Here is a 19482-nt window from a genome sequence, read left to right on the forward strand (position 1 = left end):
CCGTCCCCGAGGTTTCACCGGGGAGGCGTAACTCCGGCGTGCACAACCTGTACGTGGTGCGGGTCACACGTTCCAGCGGGACGGGCCGCCCGGGGCCGGTTGATACCGGAAGAGCCTGCCGGTGTGCAGCGATGCCCGCAGGTGAGCCCCCGCCAGCGGCGCGGCCGACTCCACTCGTTTGACGGTCGCCCACAACGCACGGGTCGCGTTGACACGGGCCCGTTCGGCTTCGCCGGCCTGTGCCCGCGGCCGGCCGCCGAGACCACTGGCCCGCCGCAGTTCGGCCAGCAGGGCGGTCCGCTCCTCCTGGACGGCAGCCGCCCGTTCGGCGTCACCGGTCCGGTCGGCCGCGTCGAACTGCTCGTCGAGCACCGCCAGTCGGCGCCGGTAGGACGTGCGGGCGACCTCGTCGAGAACCGGGTCGCCGTCGGGCACCCGCAGGCCCGCGCCTCCCGCCACGAGATCCAGCGCGGCGATCTCCTGCCCGGGCGCGGCCAGCAGCGCCCGCAGGTACCACAACCCCCGCATGTCGCGTAGCCGGGCCGTTTCCCCGCCGGCGTCGAGACGCCAGTCGTCGCCGTCGCGTCTGAGCCGCCACTCGTCGGCAGGCGGGGCGAACGCGGCGAGAACCCCCGCCATGCCGAGGCGCTCCATGATCGAACGGGCCCGGCTGAGATCGTCGTCGGCGCGGGACCTGTCTCCCGCACCGTCACGTGCGGACAGGGCGCGGGCTCGGGCGGCCAGGGTGTACGCGAGCCAGGGCAGGGCTCCGATCCGTTGCTCCAGGGCCGCCGCGCCGTCCAGGTGGCACACCGCCTGGTCGAGCTGGCCCAGCCGGGCGACCAACCGGCCCAGGTAGTCGTCCACCGGTCCGGTGATCGTGTTGGCGCCGCCCCAGACGACCAGACGCCCCTGGTAGGGAAGCAGTGCGTCGTACAGGGCCTGCGCGTCCGCCGGTTCCCCGACCCGCGACGCCACGATCGCCAGGTCGGCCACGACTCCCAGCCAGCGTGGCCCGGACCCGGCGAGCACGGCCGGCAGCAGCCGTTCGAGCTCGAGACCCGCCTCGACGTCGCGACCGGACTCGGCCAGGGCCCTCGCGGCGGTCGCCTCGAAGAAGTGACCGGGCAGCCGCCGGGCGAGGTCCTGCCAGGGGTCCACGAGCGACGCGTACTCGCCCCGCATCGCGGCAAGTGATCCGCGCAGCGACCCGGCCAGGCGGTCGGTGTCGGTGATCCCCGCCCGCCGGCCACGCACGGCGACCTCGGCCGCGAGCGACGCCGCCACGTCGAACCGTCCGCGAACCGTTGCCAGCATCGCCTGGCGCGCCAGCACCACCACCGCCGTTTCGGCGTCGCCGGCCAGCTCACCGGTCCGGGCGTAAGCCGTGAGCGCCGCCTCGGCGTCCCCCAGCTCACCCAGCTCCGTCAGGGCGATGAAACGCCAGAACAGTCCGCGCCGCTCGGCCACGGCGTCGCCGGCCCGTCGAGCCTGCTCGACGATCTCCGATGCGGTGGTCAGGCGTTCATCGGCGGCGGCCGGATCCCACAGCGCGTGCAGCCGGCAGTCGAGGACTTCGGCGATCGTGCCGGGATCGCCTGCCGTCCGGGCCAAGGTGACCGCCTCGTCGATCAGCTCGCGCCGGCGTACCCCGGCCGACGGGTCGCCCAGCAATTCGCGGGCCAGCCTGGCCAGCACCCGCGCCCGGGTCGGGGACGGCAGCGGACGCCCTGCCGCGGCCTCCAGCAGGCGGATCAGACCGACATCGAGATCGAGGAACTCGGCCCGCGACGGCGTCGTCAGCGCCAGGTGGATCACCGCATCGGCGGAGGCGTCGAGACCGGCCAGCTCACCGGCGAGAGCGATGGCGGCTCCCGGCAGTCCGCCCGATGCCAGCCACACCGCGTGGACCGCCTCGGTGGGCAGATCCGCCGTCAGCATGGCGAGTTCCGGCTCCGTCAGGCCGCCCAGGCGAATCTCCGGCGTCAGCCCGAGGGGATCCTCCGCCATCGCGAGCAACACGGTCGCGCCGGCCCCGAGGCGGGAGGCGAGCAGGGCCAGGAACTCCACGGCAGCCGTACCGGCCCGGTCGACGTCGTCGAGCAGGAGTAGGCGCGGTCCGCCGCGGGCGACCGCCCGGACGACGCGCTCGAGGTCTCGGGACCCGTCGCCGAGCGGAGGTCCGCCCGCTCCGAGATCGCCCAGCAGTCGATCCCAGATCAGCAGACCGGAGTCGTCGCCCCTCCCAGCCGCGTGAACGACCGGTATCCCGCGGGCGTGGGCCAGTTCCGCGGCGGCGTGGGTCAGCGCCGTCTTACCGGCCCCGGGCGGTCCCGTGACGATGAGGTGTCCGCCGGTCCCGGCGGCGGCCCGGTCGAGCAGCTGTTCCACCGCAGCTAGAGCGCCGCGACGGCCGATCAGGGTCACGTGCGCAGCGTATCGACCACCCTCAGCTGCGGTGACACCCGTACTCGTCGCCTGGCCCCGCCCCGGACCCGGGCCTTCCGTGCGATCAAGGGCCGGCGCTGATCGTTTGCCTGTGTTGCCTTGACGCCGGTGACAAGGTTCTAAGGTCGCTGCGACAGACGGGGCGATGGTTTCGACGCGTGGCACGGTCGGCATTGCGACCGGCCTCGGGAGCCACGGCCCGTGACTGCGCAGGCATCGCATCGGCTCACCGAAGGAACGACGATGAAGTTCGCGATCAGCTACAACACGGCCTTCTACGGCGTGGACCCCGACAGGATCACGGCCTTCGCGCGGCACGCCGAGGATTGCGGCTTCGAGTCCCTATACCTGCCGGAGCACATCGTGCTGTACCCCGGCGCGATGTTCGGGGCCCATGAGATCCCGCCGTCACTCCCGTACGCCGATCCGCTCGACTGCTTGAGCTTCGTCGCCGCGGCCACACGGCGGATTCTGCTCGGAACGGGCGTGCTGCTGCTGCCGTACCACCACCCGGTGATCCTCGCCAAGCGCCTGGCCACCATCGACGTGCTGTCGAAGGGGCGGATGCGACTGCTGACCGTGGGACTGGGCGCCCTGCCAGGTCAGGCCCGCGCGGTGGGGGTCGACTTCAGCACCCGCGGCCGCCGCGCCGACGAGGCCATCGACGTGATGCGACTGCTCTGGGCCGGCGGCGAGGACGGCGTCAGCTTCGACGGGGAATTCTTCGCCTTCGACAGACTGTCCAGCTTCCCCAAGCCCTACGGGGTGGATCACCTGCCGATCCACATCGGCGGATCGAGCCGGGCGGCCGCACGCCGAGTCGGGCGACGCGGTGACGGTTACTTTCCCGGCGGTGCGCTCGACCAGAACGAGCGCGCCGTCCAGATGGAACTCGCCCGATCGACCGCCATCGAGGCCGGCCGCGACCCGGAGACGATCGAGTACACACGGTGGGGGGCTGTCAACATGACCGTCGAGCAGGTCGAGGCCTTCGCCGCGCAGGGCGTGACCCGCGTCGTCGTCAGTCCCACCACCGCCGAACCGGGCGGGCAACGCGACGAGATTTCCGCGTTCGCCGAGCGGTTCTCCCTCCGGTGACCCCGCTCAACCGGCCGAGCCCGACGGCACCCCGGAAACGCGGGCTGTATGCGATCGTTGGCCCATGCCGGAAACCCAGCCGAGCGACGAAGACGGGCTCGCGCTGAATCGTGCGCTTTGGGACGTACGTGCCCGCATTCATGGGTCGACGGCCACTGACCGGTTCTACGATGTCGAGTCGTTCCTCAACGGGCGGCAGACGCTTTATACGCTCGAACGCGAGCTGGCGGGCGACGTGGCCGGGAAGGATCTGCTTCACCTGCAGTGCCATTTCGGAATGGACACACTGAACTGGGCTCGCATGGGAGCACGGGTCACCGGCGTCGACTTCTCCCCCGTGGCGCTCGAGCGAGCCCGTCTGCTGGCCGCGCAGGCCGGTCTCGCGGCCGCTTTCGTCGAGGCCGACACCCAGCGACTGCCCTCGAACCTGGCGAACGGCTTCGACCTGGTGGTCGCCACCTACGGAGTCCTCTGCTGGATCGCCGACGTCGACGCATGGATGCGCGGTGCGGCGATGGCGTTGAAGCCAGGTGGAAGCCTTGTCCTGGTGGACATGCATCCGGCCTTTCAGACGGTGGCCGCCGTCGATCCGCTGGTCGCCGACTGGCCGTACGGCGGTGGGGCGTCTCAGCGCGAGATGGCCACCGGGACGTACGCCGAGCCCGGACTTACGATGCCGGCGCAGGAGACGATCCAGTATCCGCACTCGCTCGGTGAGATCGTGACCGCTGCCGCCGACGCGGGTCTCACGATCAAGCACCTGGGCGAACACATCGCGACAGACCTCGACCCCCGCAGCATCCTTCCGCAGGGCGAGGACGGCCTGTATCGCCTCCCGTTCGGCGACTCACACCTGCCTATCCTGTACTCGCTGCGCGCGGTCGCGCCCGGCTCACACCTGCCCTGAGCGGCGACCGATCCTGAGCTGCACCAGTGGGTGAGGATCTAGGGAGCGGTCAGGACGATCTTGCCCTGCCGTGGTCCTCGTTCGGCGAACGCGTGAGCTCGGGCGGCCTGTTCCATGGGGAACACCTCCTGCACGGGAATGCGGAAGCGGCCTTCTTCGAAGAGCGCGACCGCTGCGGCGAGCCCGTGGCGTCCATGGGGCTCGCCGCCGAAATCGCCGAGTGAGAGCCGGACCCCGAGTTGCGGGCCGGCGAAGTCCGCGATCGTGACGACCGACGCCGCCGTACCGGTGATGGCGATGAGTTCGGGAAGCGACCCGGCGCCGGCGACGTGGAGCGCGAGGTCGACCCTCCCGTCATGAATCGCGCGGACCCGCTCAGGCAGCCCCGGGCCGTAGGTGGTGGGGATCGCGGCGAGTCGAGCGATGAAGCTCTGGTTCTCCGGGCTGCCCGTCCCGATCACGCGGGCGCCCCGCGTGATCGCCAGTTGCACGGCGACGCTGCCGACGCCGCCTGCCGCGCCGTCGATCAACAGCGTCGTGCCTTCGCGCACGTCGAGCAGGTCGAGCACCCGGGTCGCCGTCTCGATGCCGGTACCGCCTGCGCCGGCCTCCTCCCACGACATCGACGCCGGTTTCGCGGCCCAGAACTGCAGAACGGCGAACTCGGCGCTCGCTCCCCCGAGCCGCGAGACGTCGACGGCGCCGAACACCTCGTCGCCGACTGCGACGCCGGTGACATCCGCACCCAGTTCATCGACCACTCCTGCGGCGTCGACACCCGGAATGTGCGGCAGAGCGAGTCGATCCCCGGACGGGGACCGTCCCGCGCGGAGCGCGACATCGACCGGCGAGACCCCGGCGGCTCTGACTCTGACGCGCACTTCTCCCCGGCCGGCATGCGGCTCGGGAAACGGGCCCACGGAGAGCACCTCGGGAGGACCGAACCGGTCGAACTGGACTGCGAACACGATCAACCTCTCTGACCTGGACGACAACGCCGCGCACTACGGTAAGAGCAGAAGAGGAACAGCTGTTCCGGATAGTGGGGAAGTGAGAAGTGTGCCGGGCACATTGACTCGGAAACGTCGGACGGACGCCGAGGACAACCGCAGGCGCATCGTGGAGGTCGCGCGGGCCGCGTTCGCCGCGGACGGACTGGACCTGCCGGTGCGTGAGATCGCCCGGCGCGCGGGCATGGGTGTCGCCACGATCTACCGGCACTTCCCGTCGCGCCAGGACCTCATCTCCGCCGTGCTCGCCGAGCAGGTCGCCCGTTGCGGCGAGGAGATGCGGGCCGCTCTCGCCGATCCGGATTCCCGGCGTGCGCTGCGCGGCACCATCGTCCGCTTCGGCGAACGGCAGGTGCATGATCGAGGCCTCAACGAAGCACTGCTCGGTTCGCACGCGTCGGGAGCGGCGTTCGCAGAACAGCGCCGTACGCATGCTGAGGCGTTCGCGCAGTTGGTGGAGCGTGCTCGAGGTGACGGCGCACTCCGCGGTCACGTGTCGGTCGACGACGCGCGAATCGCCCTGATGGCGATCGCCTCCTTCCGGGCTCTGCCTGCCGAAAGGGCGTCCTCAGCCATCCGGACACTGACAGATCTGCTGCTCACCGCTGTGCTGAACGAGGAATAGCCCTGTATGTCGGAAGGGCTGCGTCTGGTCGAGAGCAGGGCGGCGCCCAAAAGGCGGGGCATGCGCACCATGCCGGTGAACACACCCCGCTCTCAAGATTGACTCAGCCCTTGCTGGGCACGAGCCGCGCGGTGGAAGCGTGTACGGCGCCGTCGCCGGCGAACGACACCGACGAACCACGCCAGTTCACGCCTGGCACGGTCACGCAGCCCTCATCACCGGTGGTCAGATTGACCCTGCACATCGCCGCCCCGCTCGCCGCGCTGCTGCACACCGCGGCGGGCCGCACCGGGCCGGCGGAAGCGGCGACGTGGTTCGCCACGGTCACCGGCCACGACGGGTTCACCGTCACCGACGAGGCGGTCGCCGACGTCCTGGCGTCCCAGCCGTCCCTCGCCACCGTGCTCACCGACAACGACCAGCAGCGCTACGCCGGCGTGCTGACCGCCCCGCCGACCGAGGTGCGGCTGCTGGTCCCGGCGCAACGGGTGAACCACAGCGTCGGCGCCGGATACGGAGCGGTCCTCGGCGAGCTGCAGTTCCAGACCGCCATGGGCACGGACCCGTCCCACGAACGGCTCTGCGGCCTCGAGGCGCACGCCCTGTTCGCCTGGGCGTCGCACCGCGGTGACATCAACATGCGCCACCAGTTCGCGCACTTCGGCGTCCAGTGGCTGTCGGTGCTGCTCAACTTCGGGCAGCGGCGCGGCGAGCAGGGCGAATGGACCGCCGCCGTCGACGCCGCCAACTGGCTCACCGGCGTCGTCGGGCAACTCCTGCCGTACGCGATGATCGACCGGAAGGTCCGCGACAACGTGACCGCCGCCCTGGACTGGCAGCGCTCGGTCTACGCCGCCGTGGGCGACACCGCCGCCGTGCGCGGCGTCGAGGAGGCCGCCGCCGTGGTCGCCTCCTTCGACCACGGCCCTCCTGGGAGATGAGTCGGGAAGGTGTGGATGGAGGGCGACCACTCGCCATGTGTCGTCCAGTGGATTCAGGTCAACCGGTGCCGCCGGGGGAGATCAGGCCGGTCTCGTAGGCGACCACCACGGCTTGGACACGGTCACGCAGGCCGAGCTTGGACAGGATGCGCGCGACGTGGGTCTTCACCGTGGCCACGCTGAGGGTCAGCTGGTCGGCGAGCTCGGCGTTGCTCAGGCCGGTGGCGAGCAGGCGCAGCACGTCCAGTTCCCGTGGCGTCAGCTGGGACAGATCGCGGTGGAGGGCGGGCTTCACGTTGTCGCGGCGGGCGAAACGTTCGACTAGGCGGCGGGTGATGGTGGGCGCGAGCAGGGCGTCGCCGGAGCGCACCATGCGTACCGCGGCCACCAGGTGTTCGGGTGTGACGTCCTTGAGCAGGAACCCGCTTGCCCCCGCTGCGAGCGCGGCGTACACGTAGTGGTCGAGGTCGTAGGTGGTCAGGATCAGCACGCGGGTGTCCTCGGCACCGCCCGCGAGGATCCGCCGGGTGGCTTCAAGGCCGTCCATCTGCGGCATCCGGATGTCCATGAGCACGACGTCGGGCCTGGTGCGGCGTACCGCGGCGACGGCTTCGTCCCCGTTGGCGGCCTCGGCCGCCACTTCGATGCCGTCGGCGGCGAGGATCATGCGGAATCCCGTGCGTACCAATGCCTGGTCGTCGGCGATGACGGCGCGCAACCGCTCGGTCATGTCGTCCTCCACGGGACACGGGCCTTGATCCGGAATCCGCCCTCAGCCGTCCGTCCGGCGTCCAGAGTCCCGCCGTAGACGGCGAGCCGCTCACGCAATCCGATCAGTCCCCTGCCGTCGCCGGTCCGCGTCCCGGCGCTCCGTGCGCCACCGGTGTCAGTCACCTCGATCTCCAGCCAGTGGCCGTCATGACCGATCGTCACGAACGCGGCGGCCCCGGCTGCGTGCTTGATCGTGTTGGTGAGGGCCTCCTGCACGACGCGATACGCGGCGAGGTCGACGCCCGGAGGCAGCGGCTCTGGCGGCGACACCTCGACGGTCACCGGCACACCGGCGGCGCGGACCCGTTCCACCAGGGCGTCGAGCTGGTCGAGCCCGGGTTGGGGTTCGAGCCCGTCGGATGGCCCGTCGAGACGCTCACCGCCCGGGCCGGCGAGCAGGCCCATGACATGGCGCAGTTCGGCCATGGCGGCCCGGCCGCCGGACTCGATCGCGAGCAGAGCCTGCTTCGACTGCTCCGGCTCCACGTCCATGACCTTCCGGGCCGCGCCGGCCTGGATCACCATCACGCTGACATTGTGGGTCACCACATCGTGGAGCTCCGCCGCGATCCGGGAGCGCTCCTCCGCGACAGCCCTGCGCATGGCGTCCGCCTGCGCCTGCTGCAACTCGGCGAGCCGATGCCGGCTGGCTCCCAGTTGCCGCCGCCAGAAACGGACGAAGCTCCCGAAGACGCCGACGCTCAGCAGGACGACGAACGGCCCCATCCAGTTCGGCAGCCCAGGCGCCACATCCCGGAAGGCGCCGCCGGCGAGCGCGGCCGCGAGCACGAGGCCCCCCACGGCCAGGAACCGGTTGCGGCTGTAGGCGACGGCACCGTACGCGGCGACGGCGCAGGTCAGCACGGTGATCCAGGTGGCAGCCGCGTGGGTGGCCAGCGCCGCGGCCAGCACCACCCAGAAGGTGATGAGCGGGTACCGGCGCCGCGCCGCCAGCGGTAACGCCGTCAGCGCCACAAGGAACGCGGGCGGATCGTAGGGCAGAGGCTTGGCAGGCCCGTCGCCGAACGGGTTGCCAGTAGGTGGGAGTGGACCGTTGGACAGGACGCCAGGAGGAAGTGGGTAGCCGGTCTGGAAATCAGGACGCGGCGGTAGATCAGGAACCGGTGGGAGATCGGGAACCGGTGGTGAGGGCGGAGCGGCAGGCCGGAGTTGCAAGTACTCCCTCACTTCCGACTGATCCGTGATGGGGCCGATCGCCGGATGTTTCGCCGATACGGCCACTGCGATGGCCGTCAGGACGATCGCGACCACCACGTCGACTGCGAGTGCTCTGCGAGACGGCCTCGGGGGTCCGTCGCCGCGCGGCCCCTGCGTGTCCCGGACGCCCCACCGGTCCAGGTAGTCCTCGTCCAGCCGGCTGCCCAGATCGAGCACATGCCGCCACCACGGTGGTCGTTCGCCGGTCTCCACCGGCACATTGTCACGCGTGCCTGTCCGCCCCGCATCGGCCGTTGTGACGGGGCTCACGGTCTTCGGGAGTACATCGCAGGGATGACCTGGCGGCCCTTCGTCCTCAGGAGGTACGCGATCTCGGTATGGCGGCCGACGCGCGCAGACAAGGGCGGCGCCTAGTTTCGTTCCCGCTACCACGCCGCTCGGGAGTCGCACCCTCGACCTCGACGAAAGCATCGCGGCGCTGTTCAGACCACCTTTCGGACCACCTCTCAGGAGGACGCGGCGTGACTTCTGTCCTGCAGGCCCAGGCACTGGGCAAGAGGTACGGCAAACGCTGGGCGCTGAGCGACTGCACCATCGACATCCCGGCCGGCCACGTCGTCGGGCTGGTGGGCCCCAACGGCGCCGGCAAGACCACACTGCTGAAGCTGGCCGGCGGTCAGCTCCAACCGACGACGGGCGGCATCACGGTGCTCGGCGAGCGGCCCGGGAGCACACCCGCGCAACTGGCCAGGGTCGGGTTCGTCGCCCAGGACACCCCGCTCTACGCGGCACTGACCGTCGCCGAACACCTGCGATTGGGCACCCGGCTCAACCCCCGCTGGGACGCCGCGCTCGCACGGGAGCGCATCACGCAGCTCGGCCTCGACCCCGCGCACCGCGCGGGCAAGCTGTCGGGCGGCCAGCGCGCCCAGCTCGCCCTCACCCTGGGCCTGGCCAAGCGGCCCGAACTGCTGATCGCGGACGAGCCGGTGGCCTCACTCGACCCTCTGGCCCGCCGGGATTTCCTGCAGGGGCTGACGGAGGCCGTCATCACGCACGAGCTCAGCGTGGTGCTCTCCTCCCACCTGGTCTCCGACCTGGAAAAGGTCAGCGACTACCTGATCGTCCTCGTCGACTCCCGCGTCCGGATGGCCGGGAAGGTCGACAGACTGCTGGCCACCCATCACCGCCTCACCGGTCCGCGCCGCGATCCCGATCGGCTCCCCGCCGACCAGCATGTGGTCTCCGCGTCGCACACCGATCGGCAGAGCACGTTCGTGGTCCGTACCGAGGCCCCGATCCACGATCCCGCCTGGACGGTCAGCCGGCTCAGTCTGGAAGACCTCGTCCTCGCCTACATGGAAAAGCCCGCGGAGAACCGGCGGGCCGCCGTGGAGGTACAGCGATGATCTGGCTCACCTGGCGGCAGTTCCGCGGCTCGGCCGTGATGACGGCCGCCGTACTCGTCATCCTCACCGTCGTCCTCGCCCTCACCGGCCCGGACCTGGCCTCCCAATACGCCGCCGGGATCGCCGACTGCACCCCGGACAACACCTGCGACCAGTTCTTCGACCGCTTCTTCGACGGAAATCAGCTCCCCTTCCTGGCCGTCAGCCTTGTCGTGCTGGCCCTGCCCGCTCTGGTCGGGCTCTTCTGGGGAGCCCCGTTGATCACCCGTGAGCTGGAGGCGGGCACGCACCTGCTGGTGTGGAACCAGAGCGTCACCCGCGGCCGCTGGCTGGCGGTCAAGCTCGGGCTCACCGGCCTGGCGGCCGTCGCCGCCGCCTGCGTGTGCGGCCTCGCGGTGACCTGGTGGTCCGACCCCCTGGACAAGTCGGCCTTTCCAGACTTGGCCCAGATGGCTCCCCTGGTGTTCGGCGCGCGTGGCATCGTCCCGATGGGATATGCGGCCTTCGCCTTCGCCCTGGGCGTCGCCGTGGGCATGCTGGTGCGCCGCACGCTGCCCGCCATGGCCCTCACCCTGGCCGCGTTCGCCGCGATCCAGATCGCGATGCCGATGCTGGTCCGGCCCCACCTGATGCCCCCGGTCACGTCGACCTTCGAGATCGGCTACGTGAACGGGGGCGGCATCCACGTAGAGGGTCAGGGGGGCGGACCTGTGTACCTATCCTTGCGGGCGGCCGTTCCCGGCAACGCGGGCGCCTGGGTCCTGTCCGGCGACCTCCTCGATCCGTCCGGACGTACGATCGCCGGCACCGGCGAAGAAGCGCCCGTCCCCGTCTCCGTGACGTCGGGACCCTGCGCGCCGCAGGAGGCGGGACCACACGGCCTGGACGCGTGCTGGGCCGAGATCAACCGGCTCGGCTACCGGCAGCAGGCGACCTACCAGCCCCTCGACCGCTTCTGGCCCTTCCAGTGGATCGAGACCGGGATCTACGCCCTGCTCACCCTCGGGCTCACGTGGTTGTCCTTCTGGTGGGTCCGGAGACGCCTGTCATGACCATCAACAGAACCGCGGCCGCCGTACTCGCGCTCCTCCTGGCGGCGGCCTGCGCGGCGCCGACGCCGCCGCGCGGCCAGGCAGGCACAACAGCCGGTACGGTCTGCGCGCCACCCTCGGGAGTCCCCGAGGCGGAGACGGCCACCACGATCGACGTCATCGAGCAGGCGTACTTCTGCATTCTCGGCAACTACTACAGCGGCGCCACGCTGGACGCCCGCGCGCTGCTGGCCGCCGGATTCCTCGCCCTGACGCAGGAGCTCAACCGCGACGGGCGCGACGTGCCCGAGGCGACCATGCCGGCGCTGACGGGCGACCGGAAAGCCGATTGGGCCGCCTTCGAGGCCGCCTACCGGAGGATCGCCGATCAGGCCCCAGATCTGCGCGACACGCTGGCCGCCGTCACCCTCGAGGCCATGGTGGCCGCCCTCGGCGACAACCACGCCCGCTGGACGCACGACGTCAAGCCTCCGCCCGACTACTACGACGGTGACGGCTACGGCCTGGGTCTCCAGGCGAACGTCAGCGGCTGGCAGGTGGACGGCAGCAGTCCCCGCGTCGCCCTCGCGCCGCTGTTCGTCACCACCGTGGGGGGCGGCGCGGCGCAGGCCGCCGGGCTACGGCCCGGCGACGTCATCGAAGCGATCAACGGGCAGGCGCCCTTCATCCGCGGCGACGCCACCCCTGCGATCGCCGCCCTCTATCCCGACTACCCTGACGCGCGCCCGGTCCGGTTGCGGCTGCTGCGGCAGACCACCGGCCGCCGCTGGAACGTGACGCTCAAGCCCGGCCTCTACCCGCGCGATCCGGCCACCCTGCGGGTCGTGCAGTCGAAGCTGCTGGACGACGACATCGCCTACGTACGGATGACCGGATTCGCTCCCGACTCCGCGAACCGGGTCCTACGGGCGATCTCCAGGATGCGTACCGGCCGGACGCTGGCCGGCGTCATGCTGGACCTGCGCGGCAACGGCGGCGGCAGCCCCGTCGAGGTGGCCCGGCTGGTGAGCGCGTTCGTCCACGGCAAGGTCACCGCCTACCAATGCACCGTGGACGGCAGGTGTGCGAAGTCGTCGACCGACGACACCGTCGAGCTGCTCAACCTGCCGCTGGTCGTGCTCGTCGACCACGGCTGCGCCTCGGCGTGCGAGCACTTCAGCTCCGCGGTCAAGGACCTGCGCATCGGCCGGCTGGTCGGCACCAGAACCGCCGGCATCATCTCCGGCCCCGCGCAGTCGTACCTGCTGAGCAACAACACCCTCCTGAGCTTCCCCGACAGACACCACCTGGGGCCCGATCACGAGGTCATCGACCGGATCGGCGTGCCACCCGACCAGTACGTGCCCCTCACCCCCGAAGACGCGGCCGCAGAACACGACCCCGCATTGGCCAAGGCCCTGACCCTGCTGCACAAGTGAACGGACCTCCCTATGAGACAGATCCTGGCCGTCGCCGCGGGACTGGTCGTCCTGGTGTCCGCCTGCTCCGCCCCCGCACCGCCCCGATCCGACGCGTCCGTCCCACCGGCCGGTCCCGCCGTCCTGCCCGTCCCCACCGGCCCCCATCCGGTCGGCACCACCGTCCTGTACCTGAAGGACACCTCCCGCCCCGATCCCTGGGACCCCGACGTCCAAGCCAGGGAGCTCAAGGTCACCCTGTGGTACCCGACCGAGCAGCGGGACGGACAGCGGGCGCGGTACATGACGCCGAAGGAGTCGGAGCTCTTCCTGAAAGGCACCGGGATCGCGAGCGCGCCGTACGACACGCTGAGCAAGACCCGCACGAACGCCATCCAAGACGCCGCCCCCTCGGGACGAAAGCTTCCACTGGTGGCGCTCTCACCCGGCTTCACCAAGCCGATGAGCACCCTCACGTCCCTTGCCGAGGACCTGGCCAGCCGGGGGTACGTCGTGGCCGGGATCGACCACACCTACGAGAACTACGCCACCACCCTCTCCGACGGGCGGGTGGCCGAATGCCTCGCCTGCGACAGCGACTCCGACCCGGGCTTCGGCGCGGGGGCGGTCCAGAACCGGGCGGCCGACGTCTCCTTCGTGCTCGACGAGCTGCCGTCGGCGTGGGACGGTTCCGGCCTGATCGACCAGTCCAGGATCGCCATGGCGGGCCAGTCGCTCGGCGGGGCCGCCGCCCTGGCGACCATGGTGCGGGACCCCCGGGTGCGCGCCGCCATCGACCTGGACGGCACCACCTACGCCCGCATCCCCAAGAACGGGTTCACCAAGCCGTTCCTGTTCCTGGGGACGGAACAGCACGTTCCCGGCGGGCTCGACAACTCCTGGGACCGCGACTGGAAACTGCTGACCGGCTGGAAGCGCTGGATCGTCCTGACGGGCGCGGATCACGAGTCCTTCACCGACAGCCCGCTGGTATCGGGCGCCCTCGCCATCAAGCCCCTGCCCGGCGCTCTGGCCGCGGCGCGCTCCGCCGAACTCACCCGCACCTACGTGGCCGCCTTCCTCGATCAGCACCTGAAGTCGCAGCGGCAGCCCCTGCTGGAGGGGCCGTCATCCCGCTACCCCGAGGTCGAGTTCTGCCCCGCGACCTGCGGTCACTCCTGAGACGGCTAGCCGCGACCCTTTCGACCTCACCACGGGCAAGCATGCCCTCAACGACGGCGCGCCCCTGTTCCCACCTCACCGACCATGCCCCCTATCAATCTTGAGCTGCACCCAGTGGCCGGGACCTGACCGTGGCCAGGAAGGGATCGCCGGCCGATGCCTCCCAGGCCACACGTCTCACCCGACGCATGTTGACCTCCCTGCCGAGTTGCCGCTCCGCGGCTCTAGCCACGTCATAGAGATCATCTTCATCAACGTCGCCGACGACCAGGACGTCACGTCCCGTGGCACTCGGCCCGGCTCGCCTGAGTAGCGCGCAGCCCAGGAGCCGTAGATGTAGGCCTGCTCGACAGCGGCAGCGTCGGACAGTCGCTCGCCGAGAACGGCCGAGGGCCCATACGTCAGAGCGAGCAACTCAGTGAGTGGCCGAGCCACGACCACATCGGTGTCAGCGCCGACCATCCGCAAGTTGCCCACTCTTCGTTCGACGATCAGGCCCGCCGCCGAGAGACGATCGACCTCGCGGTGACGGTCGAAGCCGAAACATCGAACCTCTTCGCCAGCTCAATCTGGGCGTACTCCTCGCCAGGATGCAGAAAGAGCCATGCCAGGAGCTCTCCCTGAAAGGGAGAACGCAGCAGGGCCAGCAAGACAGAAGGCGGCTGTTTCATAAACTGAAACAAAGCTTGCAGCTTACGCAAGTTGCACGTCTACGTGCGGGAACTCGCGTTCTTGGGTCGAGCCGCTCGTACGCGTCCCCAGACGAGCCCGTCGCCCCCGTCCGGCACTATGCCGAAGGGTCACTTAGCTTGACGCTGGCGCCAAGGATGCTGCTATGGCCGGGCATGTTGTCCTTCAACACCCGCCGATCTACAGACTCCAATACCCTTTGCGCTCGTCTGGATACACAAGGTTGACGATTCGATATGTGCGAAGATATATTCGGAATATGCGAAGCGTCAGGCCTCGGGGCGCACCCGTCTTCCGCACGGAGACACAAGCAAGACTCCTGGCAGCGCTATGTCTTCGCTCAGATCAGACCTGGACGTTGGCGTCCCTTGCTCGATCACTGGGAGTGAGTCCGTCGAGCCTGCATCCTGAGATTCACCGTCTGGAAGAGGCCGGACTCCTGACCGCCACAGCCGTAGGCCGATCGCGCGTGCTGAGTATTGATCAGACTCACCCCGTCGTGAGACCTCTGACGGAGATTCTGGAGTACCTCTACGGCCCAGGCGTCGTCATCTCCGAAGAGTTCGGCTCCATACCGGATATCGAACATCTACTCATCTTCGGCTCCTGGGCCGCCCGCCGCAGCGGCGAGCCAGGACCTCCGCCACACGACATCGACGTTCTCGTGGTCGGCACCGCAGAGCGCGGCGAAATCTACGCCGCAGCCGACCGCGCCCAGGTACGCATCGGACTCCCCGTCAACCCGGTCCTCGCATCCAGGCGACGCTGGCAATCGGCGTCCGATGCTCTGATCCGCCAGATCAAGGCGAGCCCGACAATCGACCTCACCCCAACCGACGCAGGGCGGACGGAGGATGGTCTTTGATGCGGTGGACGCGCGGCGAAGCCGACATCGAGCGCATGCTTTCATCCAAGGAACTCCAGCGCGTCCAAGGCGATGCCACCGATGGAGCGGGCTGGCTGGAGAAGGCCAAGGTCGTCCTGTCAAGCGCACAAGAACTGGTTGAGTCTGACCCGAACTCGGCTTATACCCTGGCCTACGACGCGGCCAGATTCGCCTGTGTGGGACTACTGGCTCAGCAGGGGCTGCGCGCCACTACCGTCGGCGGCCACTACGCCGTCCAACAGGCCGTGGTCCGCCAGTTCGGTGCCGTTTTCGAGCCGTTCGGAGTCATGCGACGGCGTAGGAACGAACTCGAGTACCCCATATTTCCCGACGAGTCTGTCGAACGCGAAGAAGCAGAGCAGGCACTGACCGGTGCCGCCCTCATCATCGAGGCGGCTCACAAGATGATTGATCATCTTGGGTTGTTCTGAATCTCTATACGCAGCACTTGCACCCGGCACATCTTCGGGACGCCGCGTTTCGGCCGTGAACTCCGACGAGGGCTAGCGGAACTTGGAGCGGAACTCTGCCCAAAGGTCGACGGCTTCTTCCAGGTCGAGTGCCGCCACATCTTCCCGAGCCATGCCGACCGTGTAGATCAATCGATCGGCAAGCCAGTCGGGTACCGGCTCGCGCACCGGCATCTCATCGATGCGGATGTGATCGGTGAAGGCACCCAAACGGTCGATGACTTCGCCGAGGCGGACAACGTCGGGCCGTGAACCTCCGGCCGCGCGGACTCGTGCCTGGGCTTCGGCGTAGACCTCGGCGTCAGCCCTCTCTCCGACCGCCCAAATCTCACAGATCTCAACCGTCTTGTCGTCGGTGATCCGGTAGACGATCCTCCACGTGTTCCGCCCCACGACAAGCTTGCGGAACCCGGTCAGCTCACCGCCCAGCGGGTAGCCCGCTTCCGAGTTCTCCAACAGAAGGAGGATCTTCTTGAGGACCTTGGGTACGGCATCCGGGCCGATCCTACGGAGATCATCAATGGCCGGGTCGGTGAATACGACGTCGGACACTGCTACTCGTCGTCATCTGGAAGCGCAGCCAGCGACTCACGGGTATGCCCGAAGGCGGATAGGACCTCGTCCATCGACGTCCGCCGCCCCGTGTCCGTGGCGGCCCTGACGAGAACCAAGGCCAGATCCCGCAGATCCGCTGCGGCTTCTTCCAACTCGTTGAGACGTCGCATGCTCACGACGGCTGCGATCGGCTGGTGCCGGCGGGTTACCACCAGATCCGCGCCCTGCTCCGCGTCAGCCACCAGGCGTGCCACCCCGCGCTGCGCGGCCTCGGTGACCGTGAGCTCGGTCGCGTCATGGAGAACAGCCATACAAGAACTGTATAGATAGATATACAGAAGAACAAGTGACTGCTCGCACGCAGCGGCCTGAAGGCTTGACGCTGGTGCCACCGATGCCGCACGCACCTTGAACAGATATTGCCGGCGTTAGCCGTTGTCAGGAAGCCGACTGTCGGGCGCTGGTCGCCGCACCGAGGCTGGCAGGTCGCTGACGTCTACTCGCGGCGCGGACCCCAGGTGCGAGGCCATGGCCGTCGCCGGTTCCGGGACGGCGTTTCTGGTAGCAAGCTCAGCACGGCCGAGGACCGTATCAAGGCCGCCGTCGAATGCTGCACCGGTTCCGTCTATGCCGCGTCACGTCATAGAGGGTTTGCGATCAGGTCACGAAGGCGGCCTAGTGGCCTCACGTTGACTAGCCTCACCGGCATGCCCCTTGCCTCGATTCCGAGCCCTTCCGTAGGGGTCTGGCATCTCGGATTCATCCCGATCCGGGCCTACGCATTGTGCTTCGTCATCGCGATCGCCTTCGGCATCTGGCTGAGCGAGCGCCGCTGGCGCGCCCGCGGCGGCGAGAAGGGCGCGATCAGCGACATCGCGTTCCCCGCAGTGATCTTCGGTCTGATCGGCGCTCGCCTCTACCACGTCATCACCGACTGGCAGACCTACTTCGGCTCTCGCGCGATCAAGGAGCCCTACCGGGCGCTGTTCATCTGGGAAGGCGGGCTCAGCATCTGGGGCGCGGTCGCCCTGGGAGGCGTGGGCGTGTGGCTGGCCTGCCGCCGCCGGGGACTGTCTCTGGGCGCCGTGGCCGACACGATCGCGCCCAGCATCGCGTTCGGGCAGGCGATCGCCCGCTGGGGCAACTGGTTCAACCAGGAGCTTTACGGCAGTCCGACCACGTTGCCGTGGGGGCTGGAGATCGACCAGGCGCACGGCGGCGAGCCGGGCGTGCTCTACCACCCGACTTTCCTGTATGAGTCGCTGTGGGACGCGGCGCTCGGTTTCGGACTGATCCTGGCCGGCAGGCGGTTCACACTGCGCCACGGCCGCCTGTTCGCCCTCTACGTCGCCGGCTACACGCTCGGGCGGTTCTGGATCGAGGGGCTGCGGATCGACCCGGTGGGTGGAGTGGACCACGCGGTGACGCTCCTGGGGCTGCGGATCAACCAGTGGACCTCGATCGTGCTGTTCGTCGGCGCGCTGGTCTATCTCTGGATGACGCGCAACAAGGACACCGAAGAGATCGTGGCACCGGCCTCACAACACAAGGCCTCGCACGAGGAGAACGGCGGGCAGGATTCCGACGCGACCAACATGCCGTAAGCCTCCCGAACACTGTTGTGATCCCCGCTCCCCCTCGAACGCCTCGCCCACGGGCCGCCCAACATGCCGCCGCAGGCGGGTCGGCTCTATGCCGAAAACGGCTCTGGCCCTCGACCGAGCTGGGCAAGCCGGGCGATCAAGGCGATGCCCTCTGAGTACGTGTGACGAGCATCACATTTCCATCCAGCAGGCCCTCTGATCTGCGGTTTCTCGCGTTTTGATCCATTTTAGGTGCTCTTTACCGTTTCATGCCTCTTTACGGCGGTATGTGTGAATTGGTACGTTCCTTGCCTTACAGCGGCACCCCCCGTGGCGCCGCCGTCACGGACACGGACGGCCGGCCGTGTTCGGAACGAACATCCACCGTCACCGCCGCCATGTCCTCTCCGCCCCCCTGGGCGCCGGTGATCTGCCGAATCCGTGCAGCAAGGAGGTACGGAGCCGGGGAACCAGTCGACCTTCGATGAAGGTCTGGGGTGAATCGGCGCGCCAAGCGCCGTAGGGCGTCTTCCCTGCCCGAATCCGTCAGCTAACCCGGTAGGCGCAAGCGGAAGACCCTAGGAGCCCCCCTTGTCTGCCAACCCCACCACTCTTTTCCGCATTGCCTGCGTCACGCTCAGCAGCGCCGCACTCACTGCCTCAATGGGAGCCTTCAGCGCAGTGCCTGCGGCCGCCGATTCGGGGACAGTGACAGTCACGCCCCCGGCATCGGGGGTCATCCCACCTGAGCCCGCCACACCACCCGTTGCGAGAGCCACCCCGTACACCGATGAGATTCTCGTGGCGTTAAAGGCGGAAGCCTCCGCGAGCATGAAGGTCACCAAGTCCGCTCTCCAGCAGGCGAAGGCCAAGCGCGCCATTGAGATGGCGACAAATCACCTCGGCGATCCCTACGTGTGGGGCGCCACAGGCCCAAGGGCGTTCGACTGCTCGGGGCTGGTCCAGTTCGCCTGGCGCAAGGCCGGCGTCACGCTCCCGCGCACGACGTGGTCGATGCTCAGCGCCGTCAAGAAGAAGGTCGCCCTGGCGCATCTCAAACCTGGCGACCTCATCTTCACCGACGGCGGCGGCCACGTGGGCATGTACATAGGACACGACAAGGTGATCGCCGCCCCCCATACCGGCGCGGTGGTCAGGATCGACAGTCTCAGCGGTTACTGGAGCAGCAGCTTCGTCTCCGCCGTCCGCCCCGACGCCTGACCCTGGGGCACCATGGGCCGCCCTCTCAGCGGAGATGTCCTGACCGTGCCGACGGGAC

At 69.1% G+C, this 19482-nt stretch carries 18 protein-coding genes and 1 riboswitch; of the genes, 12 read left to right on the forward strand and 6 right to left on the reverse strand.

What is annotated here, in order from left to right; genetic code table 11:
- Positions 1-63: 63 nt before the first annotated feature.
- Positions 64-2427: an AAA family ATPase gene (locus Pmi06nite_RS20125; protein WP_203954602.1), complete on the reverse strand. Its 2364-nt coding sequence runs from the start codon at positions 2425-2427 to the stop codon at positions 64-66.
- A gap of 264 nt (positions 2428-2691) precedes the next feature.
- Here Pmi06nite_RS20125 and Pmi06nite_RS20130 point away from each other — a divergent pair, with 264 nt between their 5' ends.
- On the forward strand, positions 2692-3546 hold the full coding sequence (locus Pmi06nite_RS20130) for a TIGR03619 family F420-dependent LLM class oxidoreductase (RefSeq protein WP_203954603.1): 855 nt from the start codon (positions 2692-2694) through the stop codon (positions 3544-3546).
- 64 nt (positions 3547-3610) lie between these two features.
- Positions 3611-4453, forward strand: a complete 843-nt coding sequence (locus Pmi06nite_RS20135) for a class I SAM-dependent methyltransferase (protein WP_203954604.1) — start codon at positions 3611-3613, stop codon at positions 4451-4453.
- A 38-nt stretch (positions 4454-4491) separates the two neighbouring features.
- On the opposite strand, the gene Pmi06nite_RS20140 is transcribed toward Pmi06nite_RS20135, so the two are convergent.
- Positions 4492-5421, reverse strand: coding sequence for an NADP-dependent oxidoreductase (locus Pmi06nite_RS20140; RefSeq protein WP_203954605.1), 930 nt, complete (start codon positions 5419-5421; stop codon positions 4492-4494).
- A gap of 103 nt (positions 5422-5524) precedes the next feature.
- On the opposite strand from Pmi06nite_RS20140, the gene Pmi06nite_RS20145 reads away from it, so the two are divergent.
- Together Pmi06nite_RS20145 and Pmi06nite_RS20150 are read left to right on the forward strand one after the other, a co-directional pair.
- Positions 5525-6088, forward strand: a complete 564-nt coding sequence (locus Pmi06nite_RS20145; RefSeq protein WP_203954606.1) for a TetR/AcrR family transcriptional regulator — start codon at positions 5525-5527, stop codon at positions 6086-6088.
- 221 nt (positions 6089-6309) lie between these two features.
- Positions 6310-7029: a hypothetical protein gene (locus Pmi06nite_RS20150; protein ID WP_203954607.1), complete on the forward strand. Its 720-nt coding sequence runs from the start codon at positions 6310-6312 to the stop codon at positions 7027-7029.
- A 58-nt stretch (positions 7030-7087) separates the two neighbouring features.
- On the opposite strand, the gene Pmi06nite_RS20155 is transcribed toward Pmi06nite_RS20150, so the two are convergent.
- Positions 7088-7759 (reverse strand): response regulator, encoded by a 672-nt coding sequence (locus Pmi06nite_RS20155; protein ID WP_203954608.1) that lies wholly within the window; start codon positions 7757-7759, stop codon positions 7088-7090.
- On the reverse strand, positions 7756-9231 hold the full coding sequence (locus Pmi06nite_RS20160) for a sensor histidine kinase (RefSeq protein WP_239114050.1): 1476 nt from the start codon (positions 9229-9231) through the stop codon (positions 7756-7758). Before Pmi06nite_RS20160 ends, Pmi06nite_RS20155 begins: the two co-directional genes overlap by 4 nt.
- A gap of 269 nt (positions 9232-9500) precedes the next feature.
- Here Pmi06nite_RS20160 and Pmi06nite_RS20165 point away from each other — a divergent pair, with 269 nt between their 5' ends.
- The 6 genes from Pmi06nite_RS20165 to Pmi06nite_RS20190 all read left to right on the forward strand — a co-directional run bounded on the left by Pmi06nite_RS20165 (position 9501) and on the right by Pmi06nite_RS20190 (position 16026).
- Complete coding sequence (locus Pmi06nite_RS20165) at positions 9501-10388, forward strand: ABC transporter ATP-binding protein (protein ID WP_203954609.1); 888 nt, start codon at positions 9501-9503, stop codon at positions 10386-10388.
- A complete protein-coding gene (locus tag Pmi06nite_RS20170) occupies positions 10385-11440 on the forward strand; it encodes an ABC-2 membrane transporter-related protein (RefSeq protein WP_203954610.1) in 1056 nt (351 codons plus the stop codon). The genes Pmi06nite_RS20165 and Pmi06nite_RS20170 overlap by 4 nt, the downstream gene beginning before the upstream one ends.
- Complete coding sequence (locus Pmi06nite_RS20175; RefSeq protein WP_203954611.1) at positions 11437-12858, forward strand: S41 family peptidase; 1422 nt, start codon at positions 11437-11439, stop codon at positions 12856-12858. Before Pmi06nite_RS20170 ends, Pmi06nite_RS20175 begins: the two co-directional genes overlap by 4 nt.
- Before the next feature lie 12 nt (positions 12859-12870).
- Positions 12871-14019, forward strand: coding sequence for an alpha/beta hydrolase family protein (locus Pmi06nite_RS20180; protein WP_203954612.1), 1149 nt, complete (start codon positions 12871-12873; stop codon positions 14017-14019).
- Between the two features lie 949 nt (positions 14020-14968).
- Entirely contained in the window at positions 14969-15574 is a 606-nt protein-coding gene (locus Pmi06nite_RS43225) for a helix-turn-helix domain-containing protein (RefSeq protein WP_505881814.1), read from the forward strand.
- A complete protein-coding gene (locus Pmi06nite_RS20190) occupies positions 15574-16026 on the forward strand; it encodes a HEPN domain-containing protein (protein ID WP_203954614.1) in 453 nt (150 codons plus the stop codon). The genes Pmi06nite_RS43225 and Pmi06nite_RS20190 overlap by 1 nt, the downstream gene beginning before the upstream one ends.
- A 72-nt stretch (positions 16027-16098) precedes the next feature.
- Here Pmi06nite_RS20190 and Pmi06nite_RS20195 read toward each other — a convergent pair whose 3' ends face one another.
- Positions 16099-16617 carry a type II toxin-antitoxin system RelE family toxin gene (locus Pmi06nite_RS20195; protein ID WP_203954615.1) on the reverse strand — a complete coding sequence of 173 codons (519 nt, stop codon included), beginning with the start codon at positions 16615-16617 and terminating at the stop codon, positions 16099-16101.
- Between the two features lie 2 nt (positions 16618-16619).
- Positions 16620-16931, reverse strand: a complete 312-nt coding sequence (locus Pmi06nite_RS20200) for a type II toxin-antitoxin system Phd/YefM family antitoxin (protein WP_203954616.1) — start codon at positions 16929-16931, stop codon at positions 16620-16622.
- A 396-nt stretch (positions 16932-17327) separates the two neighbouring features.
- On the opposite strand from Pmi06nite_RS20200, the gene lgt reads away from it, so the two are divergent.
- Together lgt and Pmi06nite_RS20210 are read left to right on the forward strand one after the other, a co-directional pair.
- Positions 17328-18224: a prolipoprotein diacylglyceryl transferase gene (lgt, locus tag Pmi06nite_RS20205; RefSeq protein ID WP_203954617.1), complete on the forward strand. Its 897-nt coding sequence runs from the start codon at positions 17328-17330 to the stop codon at positions 18222-18224.
- A gap of 400 nt (positions 18225-18624) precedes the next feature.
- Positions 18625-18783: riboswitch (cyclic di-AMP (ydaO/yuaA leader) on the forward strand.
- A gap of 251 nt (positions 18784-19034) precedes the next feature.
- Positions 19035-19424 carry a C40 family peptidase gene (locus tag Pmi06nite_RS20210; RefSeq protein WP_239114051.1) on the forward strand — a complete coding sequence of 130 codons (390 nt, stop codon included), beginning with the start codon at positions 19035-19037 and terminating at the stop codon, positions 19422-19424.
- Positions 19425-19482: the final 58 nt, after the last annotated feature.

The sequence above is a fragment of the Planotetraspora mira genome (assembly GCF_016863275.1).
GTDB lineage: Bacteria > Actinomycetota > Actinomycetes > Streptosporangiales > Streptosporangiaceae > Planotetraspora > Planotetraspora mira.

Excerpts from the sequence above, each read along its gene's own strand:
- Pmi06nite_RS20130 (WP_203954603.1), top strand. The coding sequence starts at position 2,692 with ATGAAGTTCGCGATCAGCTACAACACGGCCTTCTACGGCGTGGACCCC.
- Pmi06nite_RS20135 (WP_203954604.1), top strand. The coding sequence starts at position 3,611 with ATGCCGGAAACCCAGCCGAGCGACGAAGACGGGCTCGCGCTGAATCGT.
- Pmi06nite_RS20155 (WP_203954608.1), bottom strand. The coding sequence starts at position 7,759 with ATGACCGAGCGGTTGCGCGCCGTCATCGCCGACGACCAGGCATTGGTA.
- Pmi06nite_RS20170 (WP_203954610.1), top strand. The coding sequence starts at position 10,385 with ATGATCTGGCTCACCTGGCGGCAGTTCCGCGGCTCGGCCGTGATGACG.
- Pmi06nite_RS20175 (WP_203954611.1), top strand. The coding sequence starts at position 11,437 with ATGACCATCAACAGAACCGCGGCCGCCGTACTCGCGCTCCTCCTGGCG.
- Pmi06nite_RS20180 (WP_203954612.1), top strand. The coding sequence starts at position 12,871 with ATGAGACAGATCCTGGCCGTCGCCGCGGGACTGGTCGTCCTGGTGTCC.
- Pmi06nite_RS43225 (WP_505881814.1), top strand. The coding sequence starts at position 14,969 with ATGCGAAGCGTCAGGCCTCGGGGCGCACCCGTCTTCCGCACGGAGACA.
- Pmi06nite_RS20190 (WP_203954614.1), top strand. The coding sequence starts at position 15,574 with ATGCGGTGGACGCGCGGCGAAGCCGACATCGAGCGCATGCTTTCATCC.
- Pmi06nite_RS20200 (WP_203954616.1), bottom strand. The coding sequence starts at position 16,931 with ATGGCTGTTCTCCATGACGCGACCGAGCTCACGGTCACCGAGGCCGCG.
- lgt (WP_203954617.1), top strand. The coding sequence starts at position 17,328 with ATGCCCCTTGCCTCGATTCCGAGCCCTTCCGTAGGGGTCTGGCATCTC.
- Pmi06nite_RS20210 (WP_239114051.1), top strand. The coding sequence starts at position 19,035 with ATGAAGGTCACCAAGTCCGCTCTCCAGCAGGCGAAGGCCAAGCGCGCC.